This is a genomic window from Sphingomonas pollutisoli (genome assembly GCF_029167165.1).
GTDB classification, from domain to species: domain Bacteria; phylum Pseudomonadota; class Alphaproteobacteria; order Sphingomonadales; family Sphingomonadaceae; genus Sphingomonas; species Sphingomonas pollutisoli.
The window spans coordinates 187713-204988 of sequence record NZ_JARFNJ010000009.1; the positions used below are offsets into that span (position 1 = coordinate 187713).

The window sequence follows — 17276 nt, forward strand, 5'->3', positions numbered from 1 at the left end:
CAACGGCAGCAGGTCGCTCACGTTCCTTGAAACCTGGCCGTTCCCAAAATCGGCCAAACCTCGCCGTCGGGAAAGATCAGTGATATTCCCAAAATAGTCCTCGGCGCATGTCAGTGCCTTGGCGCCCGTACGCACACATAAGCCGCTACCGCCACCGGTCAGATGCGCAATACCAAGACCATAGCGGTACAGTCGATGCCGGCACGTATTTCCTAACCAAACCGTTCACGTTGGAGGAACTTGCCGGCAAACTCTTGGACGTGAGGAGGAGAAAGACTGACCGATCGATCGGCGGGCTATCGGGAGGCGGCACAATGAGAGGCTGCGGAAGAGCCATTCGGTCGGCGCGAATATATACGTCTGACTCAGTCAATGAAGAGAGAGTTCGACTTGTGAAGACTGGACGGAAAGGCTATATCTGACTAGCTAGTCAGGAGAATGCAAGATGGGCACAGTCATTCACAAGGGCGCCCCCCACAAGTCCAATCCTGGCAGCACCTGGAAACTCGAGGATGCCAAGGCCCGATTCAGCGAGGTCGTCAGACGCGCCCAGAGCGAGGGACCGCAACGTGTCACGGTCCGCGGCCGGGAGGCCGTGGTTGTGATGAGCGTGGACGAACTCGACCGGCTTCTGCCCAACGATGCGGGCAAGCCTGCTTTCGTTCCGTTCCTCGAGAGCCTTGGACTCGATGGCCTCAACCTTGAGCGCGAGATCGACCGCGGGCGGGACGTCGCCCTGTGAAAGGCTGGCTGCTGGACACCCATGTCCTATCTGCAGTGGCGAACCCGAACGGTGCGCCGAGTGTCAAGGCGTGGGCAACGGCGCAACCCGAGCACCGGATGTTCCTGAGCGTGCTGGCACTCGCGGAGTATGACAAGAGCATCCATAACCTTGAGCCGGACTATCCGGATCGTTCGCGCTATATCGCTGCCCGCGACGCCCTCGCTGAACGCTTTAGCGACCGGCTACTCTCCGTCGACGACGCCATCGTCTACCGTTGGGGCGCAATTTCGGGTGAGGTAAAGCGGCGGACCGGGCAGGCCCCGCCGGTGATCGACACGCTGCTCGCGGCAACCGCGATCGAACACGACCTCTTCCTCGTGACGCGAAACATCAAGGATATACGGCACAGCGGCGCCGTGATCTTCAATCCATGGGAAGACGAGCAAGCCCGTTTCCCGCTCACCTGACCAGAATGACGATGAGACGATGAAAACAGAACTCGATCACCTTCCGGCAAACAAGCGACGCGAACTCGATCGGGTCGTCCAGATCCTCTTCGAGGAGTTCGAGGATGCCCATGGCGAACCGACCGGCGCTCGGAAGCTCGGCCGCATCCTCAAGATCATTCTCTACGGCTCCTATGCGACCGGGCGCTGGGTGCACGAGCCTCATACCAAGCGAGGCTACCGATCGGATTTCGATCTGCTCATCATCGTCAATCAGAAGGAACTGACGGACCAGATTGAATATTGGGAAAAGGCGGCCGAGCGCCTCGACCGGGAGACCATGATCCTCAACCGGTTACGCACACCCGTCAATTTCATCGTGCATACTCTGCAGGAGGTGAATGACGGTCTGGCCCATGGACGATATTTCTTCATGGACATCGCGCGCGACGGCATCGCCCTGTATCAAGTCGACAACAGCGAATTGCACAAGCCCAAGCCCAAGACGCCGCAACAAGCCTATGACATGGCGAAAGAATATTTCGACCAGTGGTTCGACCTCGCCGTATCGTCGAGGATGCTTTATCAGTTCGCTTACGACAATAAGCAATTTCCGGACGCGGCCTACAACCTTCAGCAGGCGTGCGAGCGTCTCTATTACTGCGTTCTGCTCGTCTATACGTTTTACACGCCCTATAGCCACAACATCAAATTCCTCCGGACGCGCGCTGAAACGCTTTCCGCGCGGCTAGTGGATGCCTGGCCAAGGGAGACACGAAAGCATGAAGCCTATTTCAACAAGCTCAAGGATGCCTATGTGAAGGCTAGGCATTCCGAGCATTTCAAGATGACGGAAGAGGAATTCGCCTTCCTCTCCGAGCGGGTTGAGGTGCTTGGTACGATCGTCAACGAACTCTGCCAGGAGAGGCTGTCGGAGCTGCGCGCACAGTTTTAAAGCACCAGGGGGCCCTCCCGGAATTGAGGAGACCGATGCTTTCAATGCCGGGGGCGGGAGGACTTTATGCCCGAAGAGAAAGTGCCTGACGAAGCACTGCGCAGGGTCGCGCTGGCACTCGTGGAACATTGCGTCCGCAATACTCGGCTCGAAGAAATCCATGCCGGCACCGTGCCGGACAGCCTGATCGGTGACTATAGCGATGTGAAGGTGGTCACGCCCTATGGCGAGATCCCGTGGACCCAGGCTTCTCGAATCTCCGATACGGAGATGAAGGCCTTGATGATCGACATCGTCAATAAGGTCTACACGTTCCTGACCCACCTTGAGGATGTGGTGGTTCTGCGCGATTCTGCGCGCTGGAATCGGCCTGAGCATGACCCTGCCTTGCTCGCCTTCGCTAATCGCCGTGCGGCTGCCCGGGGGGTGGATGGTGAAAGGAATGAATGAGAGATCTGCCCGTGAAGGCCGCCGAGTTTCTGCGGGTGCAGATCTGGCGACGCCATTTTGCAGGAGTGATGCCGCATGCATTGGCAAACACCTTGGTAAAGTGAGCATGGTCGGATAACCCGCACCCGCGTTCCGGGCGCGACATCCGAATTGGGTCGAACTGGAACCTCCCAACGGAAAACGAGACTGCCTGTCCCGATAGTCTGCGAACCAAGCGTGCGTGTTCGTGCTATGCGGCCAATAGCTTCTTTCAAAGGCCCGGCCAGTGCCATCCAGATATTGTTGGCTGAAGTCGCTCAGGCGACAAGATTCAGTTGCCGATAAGCGGCACTGGAGACCTATCCCAGATCGAACCTCGGCCCACTGGCAGATCCACTCCGCTCATGCCGTCCAGTGAAAACTGCTCGATCCCCATCGTCATGAGCATGAGGGTGCCGCGAAGGTCGGCCTCGTCCATGTCGCGCACGATGAACACCATGCGCGTGCGGCGATCCTCGCTCGGCCATTCGTCGAGCGTGACCGGCGTATGCAGGACATGTTGGACGCCGTGAATGACCAATGGTTTGTCCAGCCCCTCGATATTGACGATGCCCTTGATGCGCAGCACGTCGAGGCCCTTGAAGGTCGTGAGGATGCTGATCCATCGATCGAACGCGGTATCCTTCAGCGGCTTCTCGAACGTCAGGCAGACCGCCCGGATACGATCGTCGTGACGGTTCACGTCATGACGATGGTCATCGTGGTGATGATGTCCGTGGTCATGGTCATGTCCATGGTCGTGGCCGTGATGGCGACGATGATCATGAGCCTCAGGCTCGAACGCCTCGGCATTGAGCCAGCGCTGGACATCGACGCTCTTGATCGCGGGATTGTAGAGGCCCGCATCGAACAGTCGCGCGGGCTCGATCATCCCATTGGTCACGCGAAGGATGGGGGCGGCGGGATTGAGCCCCCCCAGTCGCTTCTCCAGTGCATCGACGTCCATGCTGGACGCAATATCGGTCTTGGTGAGCAGGATCCGGTCGGCGACGGCCGCCTGCTTGACCGACTCTTGCTGCGTGTCGAGTGAACGCATGCCCGTCGCAGCATCGACGGTCGTGATGACGCCATCGAGGCGATAGAGGGTCTGGAGATGATCGTCGGTCATCAGCGTGTGCAGGATCGGCGCCGGGTCGGCGAGGCCTGTTGTCTCGATCACCAGCCGATCGAACCAGCAGACGCCGTCGCGCGCAAAACGGAATGGCGCATCGCGCAAGGTGCGCAGCAGATCGCCCCGGATAGTGCAGCACAAACAGCCGCCCATCATCTCCACGACAAGGTCCTCGCTCGTGCGCGCGATCAGGTCGTGATCGAGGCTGATCGCGCCGAACTCGTTGATGATGACGAGCGCGCGGCTCATGGCCGGATCGCGCACCAGATGATTAAGCACAGTCGTCTTCCCGCTGCCGAGAAAACCCGTGAGAACCGAGACGGGGATCAGCGACGACGCACCGGACAGGATCAGGCTCACGCCAGCCTCCCGAATGGATACGAACGGCACATGTCGAATTGGTTCATATCAGGTCTTTCGGAGAGGGTCGTAAGGAGAGCTAGCAGTGGGCGTTCAGGGAATGACCGCACAGGCGATCCTGTCGCCTGCCCCGCCAATCGGCTGGGTCTTGTAGTCATCGGGATTGGCGTGGATCACGAGGGCAGAGCCATCGGCATCCTTGAGCGCCGGACGGCCGCCGCTGCCGGTCAGCGACGCCAGCGTCGAATGGAGTTCGACGGTCGCGGTCCCATCCGGCGCGACATAGAGGTTGGGCAGATCGCCTGCATCATTGGCGTCGGCGACAAGGAAGCCGTGGACCACCGGCGTCATGGCATGGACATGCGCGCCCGCGCTCTTGAAGGCCGCGTCGCTGCAATTGGCCTTCTCATGGAAGTGCATTCCATGCCAGCCGGGCGGAAGGCCCCGCGCCTCGACCCGCAGCAGCACGCCGCGCGGCGTCTCGGTCACGCTGACAGTGCCGATCCCCTTCCCTGCCCCATCGACCAGCACACCTGGCTCTGCCGCTGCGGCGACGGACGCGCAGGCTCCCAGAATCAACGCGAACAATGAAAGCTTCATCGGGAACACTCCTGATCGACGGGCCTGAAGATGAGCCGTCCGATGCATTCGACGGCAACAACTTGCGATATGATACATCATATCCTACTGATGCCGGCAGACAAGTCATCATTGCTCACGGATATCCTTCATGCGTCTGCTCACCGGCCTTTCTCTGTGCGCCCTGGTTGCCACCGCAACCCCCATCCCTCTTGCGGCCCAGACGCTTCCGCCACTGATCGAGCGTGCGCGCCTGTTCGGCAACCCGAGCAAGGTGCAGGCGCGGCTCAGCCCCGACGGCAAATGGATTTCCTGGATCGCGCCGCGTGATGGCGTGCTCAACATCTGGGTCTCGCCGTTCGGCGATCCGACAAATGCCCGTTCCCTGACCGCCGAGATGGCAAGGCCGATCCGCAGCTATTTCTGGGCGCCGGACAGCTCGCAGATTCTGTTCGTCAATGACAAGGGCGGTGACGAGAACTTCCTGCTCTACAGCGTCGATCCGGTCTCGGGCGGGCAGCGTGCGCTCACACCCTTTGAAAAAACGCGGGTCGAGATCGTCGCGACCAGCGATCATGTCCCTGGCCGCATCCTCGTCGGGCTCAACAACCGTGATCCGCGCTGGCACGATGTCTACAGCCTCGATCTCAGGACCGGGAAGCTGAGCCTCGTTCTCCAGAACAATGGCTATGCCGGCTTCATCGCCGACGAGAGCCTGGCCCTGCGGATCGCCAGCAAGGAGCGCGAGGATGGCGGCACCGACTATTTCCACGTCACGGGCACGAAGGTCGATCCCTGCCCCTATGTTTCGGTCGGTCTCGATGACGGCCTGACAACCGGCCCGGCCGGCTTCACCACCGATGGCAAGACGCTCTACTGGACCGATTCCCGCAATCGCGACACCGCCGCCCTGTTCGCGCAGGACGTCACGACGGGGAAGATGACGCTGATCGCCAGCGATCCCAGGGCGGATATCGGCGGGGTCATGGCCGATCCCGAAACCGGCAGCATACAGGCCTATTCGATCGACTATCTGAAGGACGAGTGGACCGCTATCGACCCCACGATCGGCGCAGATCTTGACTGGCTGCGTGTCCAGCTCAAGGGCGAGCCGATCGTGACCTCGCGCACGCGCGCCGACGATCGCTGGATCGTTGCGGTCGATCCGGTGGTGGCGCCTTCCGCATCCTATCTATTCGACCGCAAGGCGCGAACGCTCACCAGGCTGTTCGTCTCCCGCCCCGAACTCGAAGGCGCACCTCTGGCCGCCATGCATCCCGAGGAGATCCGCTCGCGCGATGGCCTCACGCTCGTCTCCTATCTAACTCTTCCCAAAGAGGCCGATGTGGATGGCAACGGCAAGGCCGATCATCCCGTGCCGATGGTGCTGCTCGTCCATGGCGGTCCCTGGGCCCGCGACGACTATGGCTATGACGGCGAGCATCAGTGGCTCGCCAATCGCGGCTATGCAGTCCTCTCCGTCAATTATCGCGGCTCGACCGGCTTCGGAAAACGCTTCACCAGTGCAGGCAACCTGCAATGGGGCACGCGCATGCAGGATGACCTGCTCGATGCGGTCGACTGGGCGGTCGGCCAAGGCGTGACAACGCGCGAGAAGGTCGCGATCATGGGCGGATCCTATGGCGGCTATGCGACGCTTGCCGGCCTTGCCTTCACGCCGACGGCCTTCACTTGCGGGGTCGATATCGTTGGGCCCTCCAATCTCCAGACCCTGCTCAAGACCATCCCGCCCTATTGGGAAGCGGGTCGACAGCAATTCTACAAGCGGATGGGGGATCCGACCACCGAAGCTGGCCGCAAACTGCTCGTCGAGCGGTCGCCGCTCAACAGCGCCGACAAGATCGTGCGGCCCCTGCTGATTGGCCAGGGCGCCAATGATCCGCGCGTCAACAAGGCCGAGAGTGACCAGATCGTCACGGCAATGGCCGCCAAGAATATCCCCGTTACCTATGTTCTCTTCCCGGACGAGGGCCACGGCTTCGCCCGGCCAGAGAATAATATCGCATTCAACGGGATCGCGGAGAACTTCCTCGAGACCTGCCTTGGCGGGCGCGCCGAGCCCATCGGCGACACGCTGAAGGCCTCGACGGCGCAGGTGCCGCATGGCGCGGATTTCGCGGCAGGGCTGAGCAAGGCCCTCTCCGCGCGATGAGCTTCATTCAGGCCATGGCAGCCGATCTTCAGCAAGCGCCATCCAAGAGCGTCCCGCATGTCGTCTTCGGGACGCATCCGGCGATCCTGAGCGCAATCCGCACCCCCGCGATCACGCTCGCTATCTGGCGACGCCGGACGCCTGAAAGCTTTGCGGGCTGGATCGCGAATGTCGACCTTGGCGCGATCGAGGATCTGCGTTTCGAGACGTCGGTCAATATGCTCCAGGACGACGTTCGCGATGGCTTGCGCGAGGCCGGCTATCCCGAACATCTCGCCCGCGAAGCCCTCACGGACGATATTGCGGCTCTCGCCCGGCAGCTCGCGAAGATCGCAGAGGAAGACCATGTCGTGATCCGCCTCGAGGTCGTGGAGGACGATGCGTGCCGCCGATTCCATGCGGACTATGTGACCGCGCGTCTCATCACCACCTATGCAGGACCGGGCACGCAATGGCTTGGCCAGACCGATGCGGCAGCCCATGCTGCGGGCGCGCCGTCCTCAGCGCTCGCTATCAACTGTGTCAGCACCGGACATGTCGGCTTGTTCAAGGGCCGGCTCTGGGCGCCCGACACGGCCATCATCCACCGTTCGCCGCCGATCGCGGCAAGCGGCACGCGGCGTCTCGTCCTGGTGATCAATCCGGGCCGGGAGGAACGCGTCTCCCAAGCTCGGCAAGATACGCCATAGCGCTTGCCGGTATTGCCATTTGCAAGCGGGCAAACTGCCGTCCGGCCAACGACCCATCGGCAATCATCTTGAGACGGGCCGTTAGGCCGCCCATATAAAGTCATGGGTAATTCACATCATTCTCATCTCAAGCAGCAGGGCGCACCCTTGGCCGAAGCCGCTCGTGAAGTCCTGCTCGCCAGTGGCGAGCAGTGGACGGAGATGCGCGGCAAGACCTTCGAGGTTCTTGCAAGCTTCGCCAAGCCGGCCAGCGCTTACGATATTGCTGAGCGCCTGGGCAGGGAGCTCGGCCGCCGTGTCGCGCCCAACAGTATCTACCGCATCCTCGACCTGTTCGTAACGCACAACCTGGCGCTCCGGGTCGAGAGCCGGAATGCCTATCTCGCCAACGACCATCCGGGCTGCATCCACGACTGCATCTTCCTCGTCTGTGACGATTGCGGCGCGACGACGCACATCGACGATGACAAGACCGGCCAGACCGTCCGCAAGGCCGCCTCGCGGGACGGTTTCCGGGTCAAGCATCCGGTGATCGAGGTGCACGGCCAATGCCGGGATTGCAGCAAGGCCTGAGAGATGCGGTCTGCACGTCGGCCGGCTCTCAGAACTTCCTCTCTAGTTCCGCGCCGATGACGCGCGGCGCCTCCAGCGGGCCATAGTGATTACCATCCGCCCCGAAGGCGAGATTGTCGAACGCCAGGCCGCTGAAACGGCGCACATTGGTCAGGTCTTCGCTGAACAACCGCAGCGACCAGCGATCGCGCTCGTATCTCACACAGCGCAGGATGGAACGGGCCAAGCCACTGCTCGACGATGGGATGCCGGTCACGCATGTCGCCCTGTCGGTCGGCTATTCCAATCCCAGCAAGTTCGCGGCGGCGTTCCGCCCCATTTGCGGGTGCAGCCCGAGCGCGTGGCGTTCCCGGTGACCGGGCGGGCGGGAAATCACCAGCTTCTCGGCCATGCGATCACTGCACTGTCGCGCCGGCCATCTGGAAGAAGAGCCCCTGCTCGCCGTTGTTCTGAAGGGCGAACCGGCCGGTCACGGTCACCAGCTTCTGGACGAAGGCGACCGGCTTCGCGGTGCGCACCTCGATCACCTCATTCGGCTCGCCCGGCGGGCAGAAGGAACAGACCGGCGTGTATTTGGAGAGCAGGAAATGCGTGCCGCGGGTCTGCGCGTCGAGCGGCATGATGAACCCGGCCAGACTGACCGTCTTGCCCGACAGTGCCTTGACCGGGGCCGGATAGCTGGCGGTGAACAGGCCCTGCGCTTCGTTGACGCCGATCTTTGTCTGGCGGAGCGTTGCCCAGAGCGGCGAGCGCCCCTGAGGCAGCCTGGCCTGGGATGAGCGCTCGCCGTCCTCCTGATACTGCGCCGCCACGGGCGAAGACAGGATGATCAGGATGAGCGAGGGAAGCAGCAGACGCAGGGCTCGGGTCATGGACTCAACTCACTTTCGCGCGCTCGAGACGATAGAAAAGGCCGGTCTCGCTGCGCGCGACCAGGTGGAGACGGCCTTCGACGGTGACAGGGGTCTGGCGATAATCGGCCGGCGCCGCCGCAAAGATCTCGATCGCCTCGGTCGGCTCATTGGGCGGGCAGAAGGGACAGCCGGCGCTACGCCTTGTCAGCACGAAATGCGCCGAGTGCGTGCTGGGTTCGATCGGCAGCATATAACCGGTGATGCTGAAGCTCCGGCCTTCCATCTTTGCAAGGGAAGGGCTGAACGTCGCGCGATACTCGCCCTTGGCCTCGTCGGCGGTGATGCGCGCGTCGTGGAAGAAGACCCAGCGCAGATCATCTTCATGATCGAGCGTGCCCGGAGTGCGAGGCGCCATGCCACCCAGCGTCATCGCGCTGGTCATCAGCCATACCAGCACCGGCACCAGCGCGCGGCCAGTCCTCATGCGCGCAGCACCTGCGCCGGCCGCAACCGATAGGCGGAGAGCGCCGGGGACAGTGCAGCCACACCGGCGAGCAGGACGGCGGCACCGACGATTGCCGCATCACGCATGCCCACCGGAGGAAGGGCAAGGGCTGGCCCTCCGCCCCGTGCAACAATCGTGGCCGCAACATGGGCTGCGGCGCGACCGATTGCCAAGCCGAGCAGGCCTCCGGCGAGCCCCAGCATCAGCGCTTCGATCAGTACAAGCCGCAGCAGCAGACCCGGCCCGCCGCCCAGCGCCCGCAAGAGCGCAAGCTCGCGCTGTCGTTCCTGGACGGCGGACAGCAGCGCCACGAAGAAACCGATGCCGGAGAGGATAAGCAGACCGATGCCGAAGCCGCGCAGGACCGAACTCCCCGTGCCGAGCAAGCTGTTGAGCCGCATCATCTCGACAGCGGACACGGCGGTCTGGACATTCGGTTCGTTCTTGAGAAGACGAGGGATCATGAGTGCGCCCATCGCCGAGCGATAACGGACCAGGACCGAGGTCACTTCCTGCCCGACCGCCGGATAGCTGTCCGGTCCTTCATGCTCGACCGTCTCGGCCGCGACTGCGGCGGCATGCTCGGCATTCTCATGCTCATGCACTTTCCAGACGCTGGCCGTGTCGGTGAGGGCAAGCCGGTCGATCACCGCACCTGTGGGCGCCAATATACCGACCACGCGATAGGGGCTGTGCTCATGGCGCTCCCCTCCCCGCGCCAGCCCATGCTCGCCGACGAACACATCGCCGATCTTCAGCTTTTCCTCCCGCGCAACCTCCGCGCCCAGCACCGCTTCCAACGGCTTGCTCCACCAGCGTCCGCCCCCGAGCTTCGCATCATAGAGCCCTGCATAGTCGGGGCTTGTGCCGACGATCCGGTAGCCGCCGATATTGTCGCCGAGCGAGACCGGAACGGCCGCCTTGACCAACATGTTGCGCTTGAGCCGCGCCAGCACGGCAATCGGGATATTGCCGGTCGGCGCATCGAGCTGGAACACCGAGGACAGGATGACCTGCAACGGGCTTCCCTTGGCGCCGACAACGAGATCGATGCCGCCCAGATCATGGGCGAAGCGCTGATCAAGGCCATCATCGATCGCCAGCAAGGCGACGACCACGGCTACGCCCAGCGCCAGCGACAGAAGATGAAAGGCCCATCCGAGCGGCTTACGGCGGACGGAAGCAAAGGCGAGTTTGGCGGCGTTCATGCGGCCTCCGCCATGGCAATGTTGGAGATGCGCACTTTCACACGGGCATCATGGGTCGCGATCACCAGCGCAGCCCCGCTCTCGCGCGTGGCGTTGAGCAGCAGCGTCAACACAGCCTCGCAGGATTCATCGTCAAGGCTGGCTGTCGGCTCGTCGGCAAGGATAAGCGATGGTCCGATGAGCATGGCGCGCGCGATCGCCGTGCGTTGCGCCTCACCGCGACTGAGCGTCTCCGCGCGGGCATGGATACGGTCAGCAAGGCCAAGGCTCTCGAGCAAAGCGGTGGCCCTCACGCGATCCTGCCGCTGACCGCTGGCAAACGGCGCCAGCAGCAGATTGTCGAGCGCGCTCAGACCCGGCACCAGATGGAGATCCTGGAAGATGATACCGATATGCCGCCCGCGATGGCGGTCGCGTTCGCGCGCCTGCAAGGTCGCCATATCGCGCCCCGAGACCTGGACATGCCCCTTGATCACGTCGGCCAGCCCAGCAATGGCGAGCAGTAATGTCGTCTTGCCTGAGCCGGAAGGTCCGGTCAGCAATGCTGCCTCGCCGCCTTTCACCTGCAAGTGCCCAAGTTTCGCCAGCGAGCGGCGACCATAGCCGGCCACGAGATCGCTCAGCTCAAGCATGCTTTGGCCCATTGCTTCATCTGATCGCTGCCAAGCAGGCCGCGCTTTCGGCCGCAGACCTTGCCATGCGCATCGATCGCGACCGCGAGCGGCAGCGCCGTTCCGCCCCATTTGGCGAGCACCGCCGCAGGCTCACCAGGATCGGCAAATGCGTTGCGCGTATCGAGCCCCGCCTGTTCCATGGCCCGTCGTGCTCGCTGCGGCGGATCGATTGCGAGCGTCACAACCGGGAGCGGCCTCGCGGCAGCCGCAAGAGCCGGCAAACGCTTGAGCTCCCCGATGCAACTCGCGCACCAGGTCGCCCAGAGCACCACGATTGCGGGTCCGGAATGTGCGGCGTTGGCGCCGTCCACGCGCAGCGGCAAGCGCAGCGCCGGAGCGGCAAGGGATGCTCCGGACGCCGACGCGACCAATCCGGCCACTGCGACAGCCGAACATGATTTGCTGAATTGACCCGCTCTCATTCTAAGATGCGATATATCATATCCTCTATAAAGCAACAGGGACCCTCCCGCAAGTTACCGCCCCGGCACCACGCACGGTCGCAACTATGGTTGATGTGCCGGTCCAGCATGATGGCCTCGCCAGTTGAGGATATGCGCCGCTGAAACCAGGAGACCACCCAACACGGTCAGCGCCGGCTCTGCCAGACCACCCCTCGCGAGCAGTGCGGAGGCGATGAGACCGAGTCCAGCGAGGCCGATCAGCGCGGGTCTCGTGCGCCTGTGCAAGTGGTAGCCGCGCCAGAGAGCGGCACCCGTCACGGGCAACGCCAACCCGATCAGGACCGGATGGACCCAGCTATCGGGCGGAAGCGAGGATGCGATCGCGGGAAGAAGCGCGATCACAAACGGCAGCGCCAGGCAGTGTACCAGGCAGGCGCTCGAGATGACGATCCCCCACCGGTCCAGCCTGGACAGGCGGGGGCCAAGAGCCTCCCGACGACTCACGTCAACCGCCTCCGCATTGCTTCTCTCACCGGAACGGTCTGAAGACACGGCTATCGCTCGCCTGCGAGCGCACCGCATCCCGCGCATCCATCGAACTGTCGCTGAAGGCACGCAAGCGCCACCGCCCATTGGTCGGTCGCTGCTGGTCGGCCATGCGCTCGACCGACTCATCGGGATCGGCGAGCGTCGAGGAGCCGTCGGATTTGACCGGCGGGGCCTGAAGCGACAGGGCCGACACCGCTGGGGCGAGAAAAAGGCCGGCGGCGAGAAGGCCCGCCCCGGCTGTCTTGCTCAAATATCTCATGATCTGATCCTCTTTGTGTCGAGTCTGCTTGACCGCGTCGGCCTATTGAGAGACGATATATCATTACATATCATTCATGCAATCAATGAAAGCAGTGACTTCCATGGCAGACTCGCGACTTCCCGTCACCGTCCTCTCCGGCTTCCTCGGCGCTGGCAAGACGACACTCCTCAACCACATCCTCGCCAACCGTGCCGGTCTCAAGGTGGCCGTCATCGTCAACGACATGTCGGACGTGAACATCGATGCCGCGCTCCTGCGCGAGAGCGGCGTGGAATTGAGCCGCACCGAAGAGACGCTGGTCGAGATGACCAATGGGTGCATCTGCTGCACATTGCGCGATGACCTGATCACCGAGGTGAAGCGCCTGACCGGCGAGAAGCGTTTCGACCATCTGGTGATCGAATCGACCGGCATCTCGGAGCCCCTTCCCGTCGCTGCCACTTTCGACTTTCGCGACGAAGAAGGCTTTTCATTGGGCGATCTGGCGCGGATCGACGCCATGGTGACGGTGGTGGATGCCGCCCAGCTTACCAGGGATTATTCGAGTCACGACTTCCTCAGCGATCGCGGCGAAACGGCCGGCGACGGCGATACGCGCGCCCTGGTCGACCTGCTCGTCGAGCAGATCGAATTTGCCGATATTGTCGTCCTCAACAAGGTGTCCACGGCGACCGACGAGGCCCTGGGCAATGCGCTCACCATCGTGCACGGCCTCAATCCCGAAGCACGGATCATCGAGACGGATTTCGGGCGCGCGCCGCTCGACCAGCTGCTCGGCGTCGATCTGTTCGACTTCGAGCGCGCCCAGCAGCACCCGCTCTGGTTCAAAGAACTGAACGGCTTTGCCGACCATGTGCCGGAGACCGAGAATTACGGCATCCGCAGCTTCACCTATCACGACAAGCGGCCCTTCGATCCGGCGAAGTTCCATGAATTCACCAACCAGAGCTGGCCGGGCGTGGTGCGCGCCAAGGGCTTCTTCTGGCTGGCGACGCGCCCGGACTGGGTCGGCGAGCTGAGCCAGGCGGGCGCGCTCGTGCGCACCCTGGGCTTCGGCCGCTGGTGGGCTTCGGTACCGCGGCAGCGCTGGCCGCAGGGCGAGGAATGGGAAGCCTTCATCGCTGCCAACTGGCATGCGGCCTATGGCGATCGCCGTCAGCAGCTGGTCTTCATCGGCGCGGCCGATGTCATGGACGAAGCGGTGATTCGTGCCCGGCTCGACGCTTGCCTTGTCGGCGCGGACGATCGTTTCGAGCCCCGCGACTTTGCCCGGATGGCTGATCCGTTTCCGGCATGGCGCCGCCAGGAGGAAGCGGCGTGACGGCCGCTTCTCTCGCCTCGTTCTTTGCAGAACGCCGCTCGATCGAGCAGGTGGAGTTGGGCGATGAGCTGGCGCCGCGGTTTGACCATGATGGCCTCCTCCCGGCCATCGTGGTCGACGCGAAGAGCCACGAGATCCTGATGCTTGGCTATATGAATGCCGAGGCTCTCGCGCGAACGCTTCACAGCCGCGAAGCGCATTTCTGGTCGCGGAGCCGTCAGGCAATCTGGCGCAAGGGCGAGCATAGCGGCTTCACCCAGACCGTCGAGCGCATCCTCGTCGACGATGATCAGGATGCGCTTGTTCTCCATGTTCGTGTCAACGGACCGGGAAGTTGCCATGTGGGCTTCCGGTCCTGTTTCTATCGCGAGATCGACATGGGCACCGTCAAGGGCGCGGACCCGGTCCGCGTCCGGCAAATCGAGACCGATCTCGCGTTCGATGCCGCCGCCATCTATGCGGGCCTGCCAAACCCCACCCGGATCTAGTCATGCTTGACCGGGCGAGCACATTCGGCGGCACGCCTTCGGCAGGAGAAAACGATGCGCGCCGCCGGTCCGCCGGCGAGAATGAAGCGGCTTCAAGCAACTGGAGGTCTTCTACGTGGGTATGGCCTGGCGCGGCTGGATTGCCTACACTTGATCCTGCAAGCGCCAGGTCCCCATCGGCAGAAAAGTCGCCCCCGCCCGAAATAAGTGGACTTAAAGGATACGATATATCATGTCTTAGCAGGTGCAGCATATTGGCGAGGACGGCATGGGCGGGGTGGGGATGGTGGCACTGTTGTTGGCGTCGGGCGCGTCGGTGGGAACGATCACCGAAGCGCCCGCCTCTATCGCTGATGATCAAGCCGGCGATATCGTCGTCACCGCGCGCTCCGATCGGAAGATTGGCCATGCGGAATCGGCGAGCGAGGGCGCGGTAAGCGGTGCCGAACTGCTGACGCGCCCTATTCTTCGCACCAGCGAATTGGCCGAAGCCGTGCCGGGTATGATCGCCGTCCAGCATTCCGGCGGCGGCAAGGCCGCGCAATATCTGATCCGCGGCTATAATCTCGATCACGGGACCGATTTCAGCATCGCGGTCGATAATATGCCGTTCAACCTGCGCAGCCAGGCGCACGGGCACGGCTATCTCGATCTCAACGGCCTGATCCCCGAGACGGTCGATCACATCGGCTATCGCAAAGGCCCCTATCGCGCCGCCGATGGCGACTTCTCTTTCGTTGGTGCCGCATCGCTCGAAACGAAGGATCGGTTCGACCATCCTTTCGCGACAATCACCGCGGGTAGCTACGGTTATCGGCGGGCGGCGGGAGGCGGCTCGTTCAACCTGGCGTCAGGCACGATGCTCCTTGCCGCCGATCTCACCGCGAATGACGGCCCATGGGCACTTGCCGAGCATCTGCGCCATGTCAGCACATTCGGCAAATATAGCCAGGAAACACCGCTCGGCACGCTACGCGCCAGCCTCTCGATCTACGACGCAAGCTGGCGGCCGACCGAGCAGATTCCCGTCCGCGCGATCGGGACGATCCTCGATGATCGCTTCGGCACGCTCGATCCCTATCTGCGCGGCTCGACCAATCGCGAGGTCTTCAACATCGGGATCACCGGCAAGGAGTGGACGCTGACCGCTTATGCCCAGCACTACAGGTTCGATCTGCTGTCGAACTTCACCTTCTTCCTCGACGATCCGGTGCATGGCGACGAGCTCGAACAGGCCGAGGATCGCTGGACCTTTGGCGGGCGTGTCGCGCGGCGCGTCACGCTGACCGATCGGCTCGGCCTGACGGTCGGGGTCGATGCCCAGACCGACAAGATCGACGGCCTTGGCCTCTACCATACCGAGCAAGGCCTCCGGCTCGAAACACGCAGCCTGGTCGATGCCACCGAGACGTCGGTGAGCGGCTATGTCGAAGCAAACTGGAACCCGATCGATCCCCTCAAACTGCTCGCCGGCGCGCGGGCCGATCATTTTGCCTTCCGCACCGTTGCCCGCGGCGGCGACGCGTCCGCAGGCTCAGCGCAGGACACGATCGTTACCCCAAAACTGGGCGCGAACATCACGGTGACGCCGAGCATCGCGCTCTATGCCAATTACGGACAAGGTTTCCACTCGAACGCCATTCGCGGAATCATCACACCGCAGGACGCCACGCCCGCCTTTGCCCGAGCGACCGGCTATGAAGTGGGTGGTCGGTTCGAGCGCGGGCCGTTCAACCTCTCGCTCACCCACTGGTGGAGCCGCTCGTCGAGCGAACTCATCTATTCGGGCGATGACGGCACCGTCACGCCGACCGGCCCCAGCCACCGGCGCGGATTCGAGCTGGTCGGCAATATCAGGGCGACCCGGTGGCTGACGATCGACGGCGTCTATGCCACCAACCATGCCCGCTTCGTCGATGCCTCCGGCGCCGATCACATCCCCAATGCGCTGGAGTCGGCAGGCGAGTTCGGACTGACCGCCGCCTTCGAGAAATTCAATGCCGCGGTTCGCGTGCGCTATCTTGGGGCCCATGCGCTGATCGAAGACAACAGCGTGCGGTCGCCCGCGACAACGGTGGTCAACCTGCGTGTTGGGCGCCATTTCGGACCGATCGATGTCGATCTCGAACTGCTCAACCTGTTCGACACCGCCCGCGCCGATGCCGATTACTATTATGCGTCACGCCTTCCCGGCGAGCCCCTGGACGGCGTGGAGGGCATTCACAGCCGCACGGTCGAGCCACGCATGATCAGGATCGGAGCCACCGTCCGGCTCTGAAGTGAAGGTTCGACTTCAATCCCTGAGCATCACTCTGCCCTGCTCGCCTTGGCCAATCGCTGTGCAACTGCTCGGAGAGGAAAGCAAAAGGAAGGGCTGAGCATTATGCTAGGCGGGCGGACGGTAGCGTGACAGCCACCAAACGTCATCATATCGACCGGTCGCTGGCGCGGCCGAGAATCAGGACGTGCAGATCTGGCGACGCCATTTTGCAGGCGTGATGCCGGACGCTTTGGCAAATGCCTTGGTGAAGTGAGCTTGGTCGGAAAATCCGCATTCCAACGCGACCTGCACCAAAGGCAACGCTGTATCTGCCAAGAGGGCTTTTGCCCACATGATGCGCTGCTGCACGAACCAGGCATAAGGGGCGATCCCAACTGTGTTCGTGAAGGCTCGCACGAAGTAGCAAAGCGACAATTTGCACAGAGATGCTACTTGAGAGATCGAGATCGGGCCGCTGAGATTGCGGCGCATCGTTCGCATGGCGAGGCTGACCTGCCAGGGAGCAAGCATCGGCTGGCTGCGGGCCGCGCCCGCCCGCCGCTCACTGAAATGCCTCTGCCGCGTAGCTGATATTGAATGTACTTTGGCCTGTGCCGGTCGAGCGCAGGGCGTCGCGCGCCCACTCGCACTT

General features: G+C 62.8%; 22 protein-coding genes. 11 read left to right on the forward strand and 11 right to left on the reverse strand.

Annotated elements, in window-relative coordinates; translation table 11 throughout:
• Nucleotides 1–445: 445 nt before the first annotated feature.
• The 4 genes from PX554_RS19530 to PX554_RS19545 all read left to right on the forward strand — a co-directional run bounded on the left by PX554_RS19530 (nucleotide 446) and on the right by PX554_RS19545 (nucleotide 2575).
• Entirely contained in the window at nucleotides 446–742 is a 297-nt protein-coding gene (locus tag PX554_RS19530) for a type II toxin-antitoxin system Phd/YefM family antitoxin (RefSeq protein ID WP_275504148.1), read from the forward strand.
• Nucleotides 739–1191, forward strand: a complete 453-nt coding sequence (locus tag PX554_RS19535) for a type II toxin-antitoxin system VapC family toxin (RefSeq protein ID WP_275504149.1) — start codon at nucleotides 739–741, stop codon at nucleotides 1189–1191. Before PX554_RS19530 ends, PX554_RS19535 begins: the two co-directional genes overlap by 4 nt.
• Nucleotides 1192–1210: 19 nt before the next feature.
• The gene (locus PX554_RS19540; RefSeq protein WP_275504150.1) at nucleotides 1211–2125 is read left to right on the forward strand and encodes a HEPN domain-containing protein; all 915 of its coding nucleotides are present in this window, start codon (nucleotides 1211–1213) and stop codon (nucleotides 2123–2125) included.
• A gap of 66 nt (nucleotides 2126–2191) precedes the next feature.
• A complete protein-coding gene (locus PX554_RS19545) occupies nucleotides 2192–2575 on the forward strand; it encodes a hypothetical protein (RefSeq protein WP_275504151.1) in 384 nt (127 codons plus the stop codon).
• Between the two features lie 310 nt (nucleotides 2576–2885).
• On the opposite strand, the gene PX554_RS19550 is transcribed toward PX554_RS19545, so the two are convergent.
• Nucleotides 2886–4085, reverse strand: coding sequence for a CobW family GTP-binding protein (locus PX554_RS19550; protein ID WP_275504152.1), 1200 nt, complete (start codon nucleotides 4083–4085; stop codon nucleotides 2886–2888).
• Between the two features lie 93 nt (nucleotides 4086–4178).
• The gene (sodC, locus tag PX554_RS19555) at nucleotides 4179–4685 is read right to left on the reverse strand and encodes a superoxide dismutase[Cu-Zn] (RefSeq protein ID WP_275504153.1); all 507 of its coding nucleotides are present in this window, start codon (nucleotides 4683–4685) and stop codon (nucleotides 4179–4181) included.
• A 130-nt stretch (nucleotides 4686–4815) separates the two neighbouring features.
• Here sodC and PX554_RS19560 point away from each other — a divergent pair, with 130 nt between their 5' ends.
• From PX554_RS19560 to PX554_RS19570, 3 genes are all read left to right on the forward strand, one after another.
• Nucleotides 4816–6837 carry a S9 family peptidase gene (locus tag PX554_RS19560; protein WP_275504154.1) on the forward strand — a complete coding sequence of 674 codons (2022 nt, stop codon included), beginning with the start codon at nucleotides 4816–4818 and terminating at the stop codon, nucleotides 6835–6837.
• Entirely contained in the window at nucleotides 6834–7526 is a 693-nt protein-coding gene (locus PX554_RS19565) for a DUF1826 domain-containing protein (RefSeq protein ID WP_275504155.1), read from the forward strand. Before PX554_RS19560 ends, PX554_RS19565 begins: the two co-directional genes overlap by 4 nt.
• Nucleotides 7527–7628: 102 nt before the next feature.
• On the forward strand, nucleotides 7629–8099 hold the full coding sequence (locus tag PX554_RS19570) for a Fur family transcriptional regulator (protein ID WP_275504156.1): 471 nt from the start codon (nucleotides 7629–7631) through the stop codon (nucleotides 8097–8099).
• 28 nt (nucleotides 8100–8127) lie between these two features.
• Here PX554_RS19570 and PX554_RS19575 read toward each other — a convergent pair whose 3' ends face one another.
• Nucleotides 8128–8355: a hypothetical protein gene (locus PX554_RS19575; RefSeq protein WP_275504157.1), complete on the reverse strand. Its 228-nt coding sequence runs from the start codon at nucleotides 8353–8355 to the stop codon at nucleotides 8128–8130.
• Between PX554_RS19575 and PX554_RS26700 the strand changes: the two genes are divergently transcribed.
• The gene (locus PX554_RS26700) at nucleotides 8261–8455 is read left to right on the forward strand and encodes a helix-turn-helix domain-containing protein (RefSeq protein ID WP_420833470.1); all 195 of its coding nucleotides are present in this window, start codon (nucleotides 8261–8263) and stop codon (nucleotides 8453–8455) included. The genes PX554_RS19575 and PX554_RS26700 overlap by 95 nt on opposite strands.
• 39 nt (nucleotides 8456–8494) lie before the next feature.
• Here PX554_RS26700 and PX554_RS19580 read toward each other — a convergent pair whose 3' ends face one another.
• From PX554_RS19580 to PX554_RS19605, 7 genes are all read right to left on the reverse strand, one after another.
• Nucleotides 8495–8971, reverse strand: coding sequence for a DUF3299 domain-containing protein (locus tag PX554_RS19580; RefSeq protein ID WP_275504158.1), 477 nt, complete (start codon nucleotides 8969–8971; stop codon nucleotides 8495–8497).
• Between the two features lie 4 nt (nucleotides 8972–8975).
• Complete coding sequence (locus PX554_RS19585; protein ID WP_275504159.1) at nucleotides 8976–9437, reverse strand: DUF3299 domain-containing protein; 462 nt, start codon at nucleotides 9435–9437, stop codon at nucleotides 8976–8978.
• Nucleotides 9434–10666, reverse strand: coding sequence for an ABC transporter permease (locus tag PX554_RS19590; protein ID WP_275504160.1), 1233 nt, complete (start codon nucleotides 10664–10666; stop codon nucleotides 9434–9436). The genes PX554_RS19585 and PX554_RS19590 overlap by 4 nt, the downstream gene beginning before the upstream one ends.
• Nucleotides 10663–11277 (reverse strand): ABC transporter ATP-binding protein, encoded by a 615-nt coding sequence (locus PX554_RS19595; protein WP_275504161.1) that lies wholly within the window; start codon nucleotides 11275–11277, stop codon nucleotides 10663–10665. The genes PX554_RS19590 and PX554_RS19595 overlap by 4 nt, the downstream gene beginning before the upstream one ends.
• Nucleotides 11278–11285: 8 nt before the next feature.
• Nucleotides 11286–11663 carry a TlpA family protein disulfide reductase gene (locus PX554_RS19600; RefSeq protein ID WP_275504162.1) on the reverse strand — a complete coding sequence of 126 codons (378 nt, stop codon included), beginning with the start codon at nucleotides 11661–11663 and terminating at the stop codon, nucleotides 11286–11288.
• A gap of 183 nt (nucleotides 11664–11846) precedes the next feature.
• Complete coding sequence (locus PX554_RS26705; protein ID WP_420833468.1) at nucleotides 11847–12377, reverse strand: MerC domain-containing protein; 531 nt, start codon at nucleotides 12375–12377, stop codon at nucleotides 11847–11849.
• Entirely contained in the window at nucleotides 12274–12552 is a 279-nt protein-coding gene (locus PX554_RS19605) for a hypothetical protein (protein ID WP_275504163.1), read from the reverse strand. The genes PX554_RS26705 and PX554_RS19605 overlap by 104 nt, the downstream gene beginning before the upstream one ends.
• An 85-nt stretch (nucleotides 12553–12637) precedes the next feature.
• On the opposite strand from PX554_RS19605, the gene PX554_RS19610 reads away from it, so the two are divergent.
• From PX554_RS19610 to PX554_RS19620, 3 genes are all read left to right on the forward strand, one after another.
• Nucleotides 12638–13876, forward strand: coding sequence for a GTP-binding protein (locus tag PX554_RS19610; protein ID WP_275504164.1), 1239 nt, complete (start codon nucleotides 12638–12640; stop codon nucleotides 13874–13876).
• Nucleotides 13849–14364, forward strand: coding sequence for a phosphoribosyl-AMP cyclohydrolase (gene hisI, locus PX554_RS19615; RefSeq protein ID WP_275504165.1), 516 nt, complete (start codon nucleotides 13849–13851; stop codon nucleotides 14362–14364). Before PX554_RS19610 ends, hisI begins: the two co-directional genes overlap by 28 nt.
• A gap of 244 nt (nucleotides 14365–14608) precedes the next feature.
• A complete protein-coding gene (locus PX554_RS19620) occupies nucleotides 14609–16642 on the forward strand; it encodes a TonB-dependent receptor (RefSeq protein WP_275504166.1) in 2034 nt (677 codons plus the stop codon).
• A 180-nt stretch (nucleotides 16643–16822) separates the two neighbouring features.
• On the opposite strand, the gene PX554_RS19625 is transcribed toward PX554_RS19620, so the two are convergent.
• Nucleotides 16823–17155, reverse strand: a complete 333-nt coding sequence (locus PX554_RS19625) for a helix-turn-helix domain-containing protein (RefSeq protein ID WP_275504167.1) — start codon at nucleotides 17153–17155, stop codon at nucleotides 16823–16825.
• Nucleotides 17156–17276 lie beyond the last annotated feature (121 nt).

Bases quoted from the DNA above. Each gene is read 5' to 3' on its own strand.
- hisI (WP_275504165.1), top strand. From the start codon at position 13,849: ATGGCGCCGCCAGGAGGAAGCGGCGTGACGGCCGCTTCTCTCGCCTCG.
- PX554_RS19540 (WP_275504150.1), top strand. From the start codon at position 1,211: ATGAAAACAGAACTCGATCACCTTCCGGCAAACAAGCGACGCGAACTC.
- PX554_RS19585 (WP_275504159.1), bottom strand. From the start codon at position 9,437: ATGAGGACTGGCCGCGCGCTGGTGCCGGTGCTGGTATGGCTGATGACC.
- sodC (WP_275504153.1), bottom strand. From the start codon at position 4,685: ATGAAGCTTTCATTGTTCGCGTTGATTCTGGGAGCCTGCGCGTCCGTC.
- PX554_RS19610 (WP_275504164.1), top strand. From the start codon at position 12,638: ATGAAAGCAGTGACTTCCATGGCAGACTCGCGACTTCCCGTCACCGTC.
- PX554_RS19560 (WP_275504154.1), top strand. From the start codon at position 4,816: ATGCGTCTGCTCACCGGCCTTTCTCTGTGCGCCCTGGTTGCCACCGCA.
- PX554_RS19580 (WP_275504158.1), bottom strand. From the start codon at position 8,971: ATGACCCGAGCCCTGCGTCTGCTGCTTCCCTCGCTCATCCTGATCATC.
- PX554_RS19605 (WP_275504163.1), bottom strand. From the start codon at position 12,552: ATGAGATATTTGAGCAAGACAGCCGGGGCGGGCCTTCTCGCCGCCGGC.
- PX554_RS26705 (WP_420833468.1), bottom strand. From the start codon at position 12,377: ATGGGCGGTGGCGCTTGCGTGCCTTCAGCGACAGTTCGATGGATGCGC.
- PX554_RS19625 (WP_275504167.1), bottom strand. From the start codon at position 17,155: ATGCTTGCTCCCTGGCAGGTCAGCCTCGCCATGCGAACGATGCGCCGC.
- PX554_RS19565 (WP_275504155.1), top strand. From the start codon at position 6,834: ATGAGCTTCATTCAGGCCATGGCAGCCGATCTTCAGCAAGCGCCATCC.
- PX554_RS19570 (WP_275504156.1), top strand. From the start codon at position 7,629: ATGGGTAATTCACATCATTCTCATCTCAAGCAGCAGGGCGCACCCTTG.
- PX554_RS19590 (WP_275504160.1), bottom strand. From the start codon at position 10,666: ATGAACGCCGCCAAACTCGCCTTTGCTTCCGTCCGCCGTAAGCCGCTC.
- PX554_RS19545 (WP_275504151.1), top strand. From the start codon at position 2,192: ATGCCCGAAGAGAAAGTGCCTGACGAAGCACTGCGCAGGGTCGCGCTG.
- PX554_RS19530 (WP_275504148.1), top strand. From the start codon at position 446: ATGGGCACAGTCATTCACAAGGGCGCCCCCCACAAGTCCAATCCTGGC.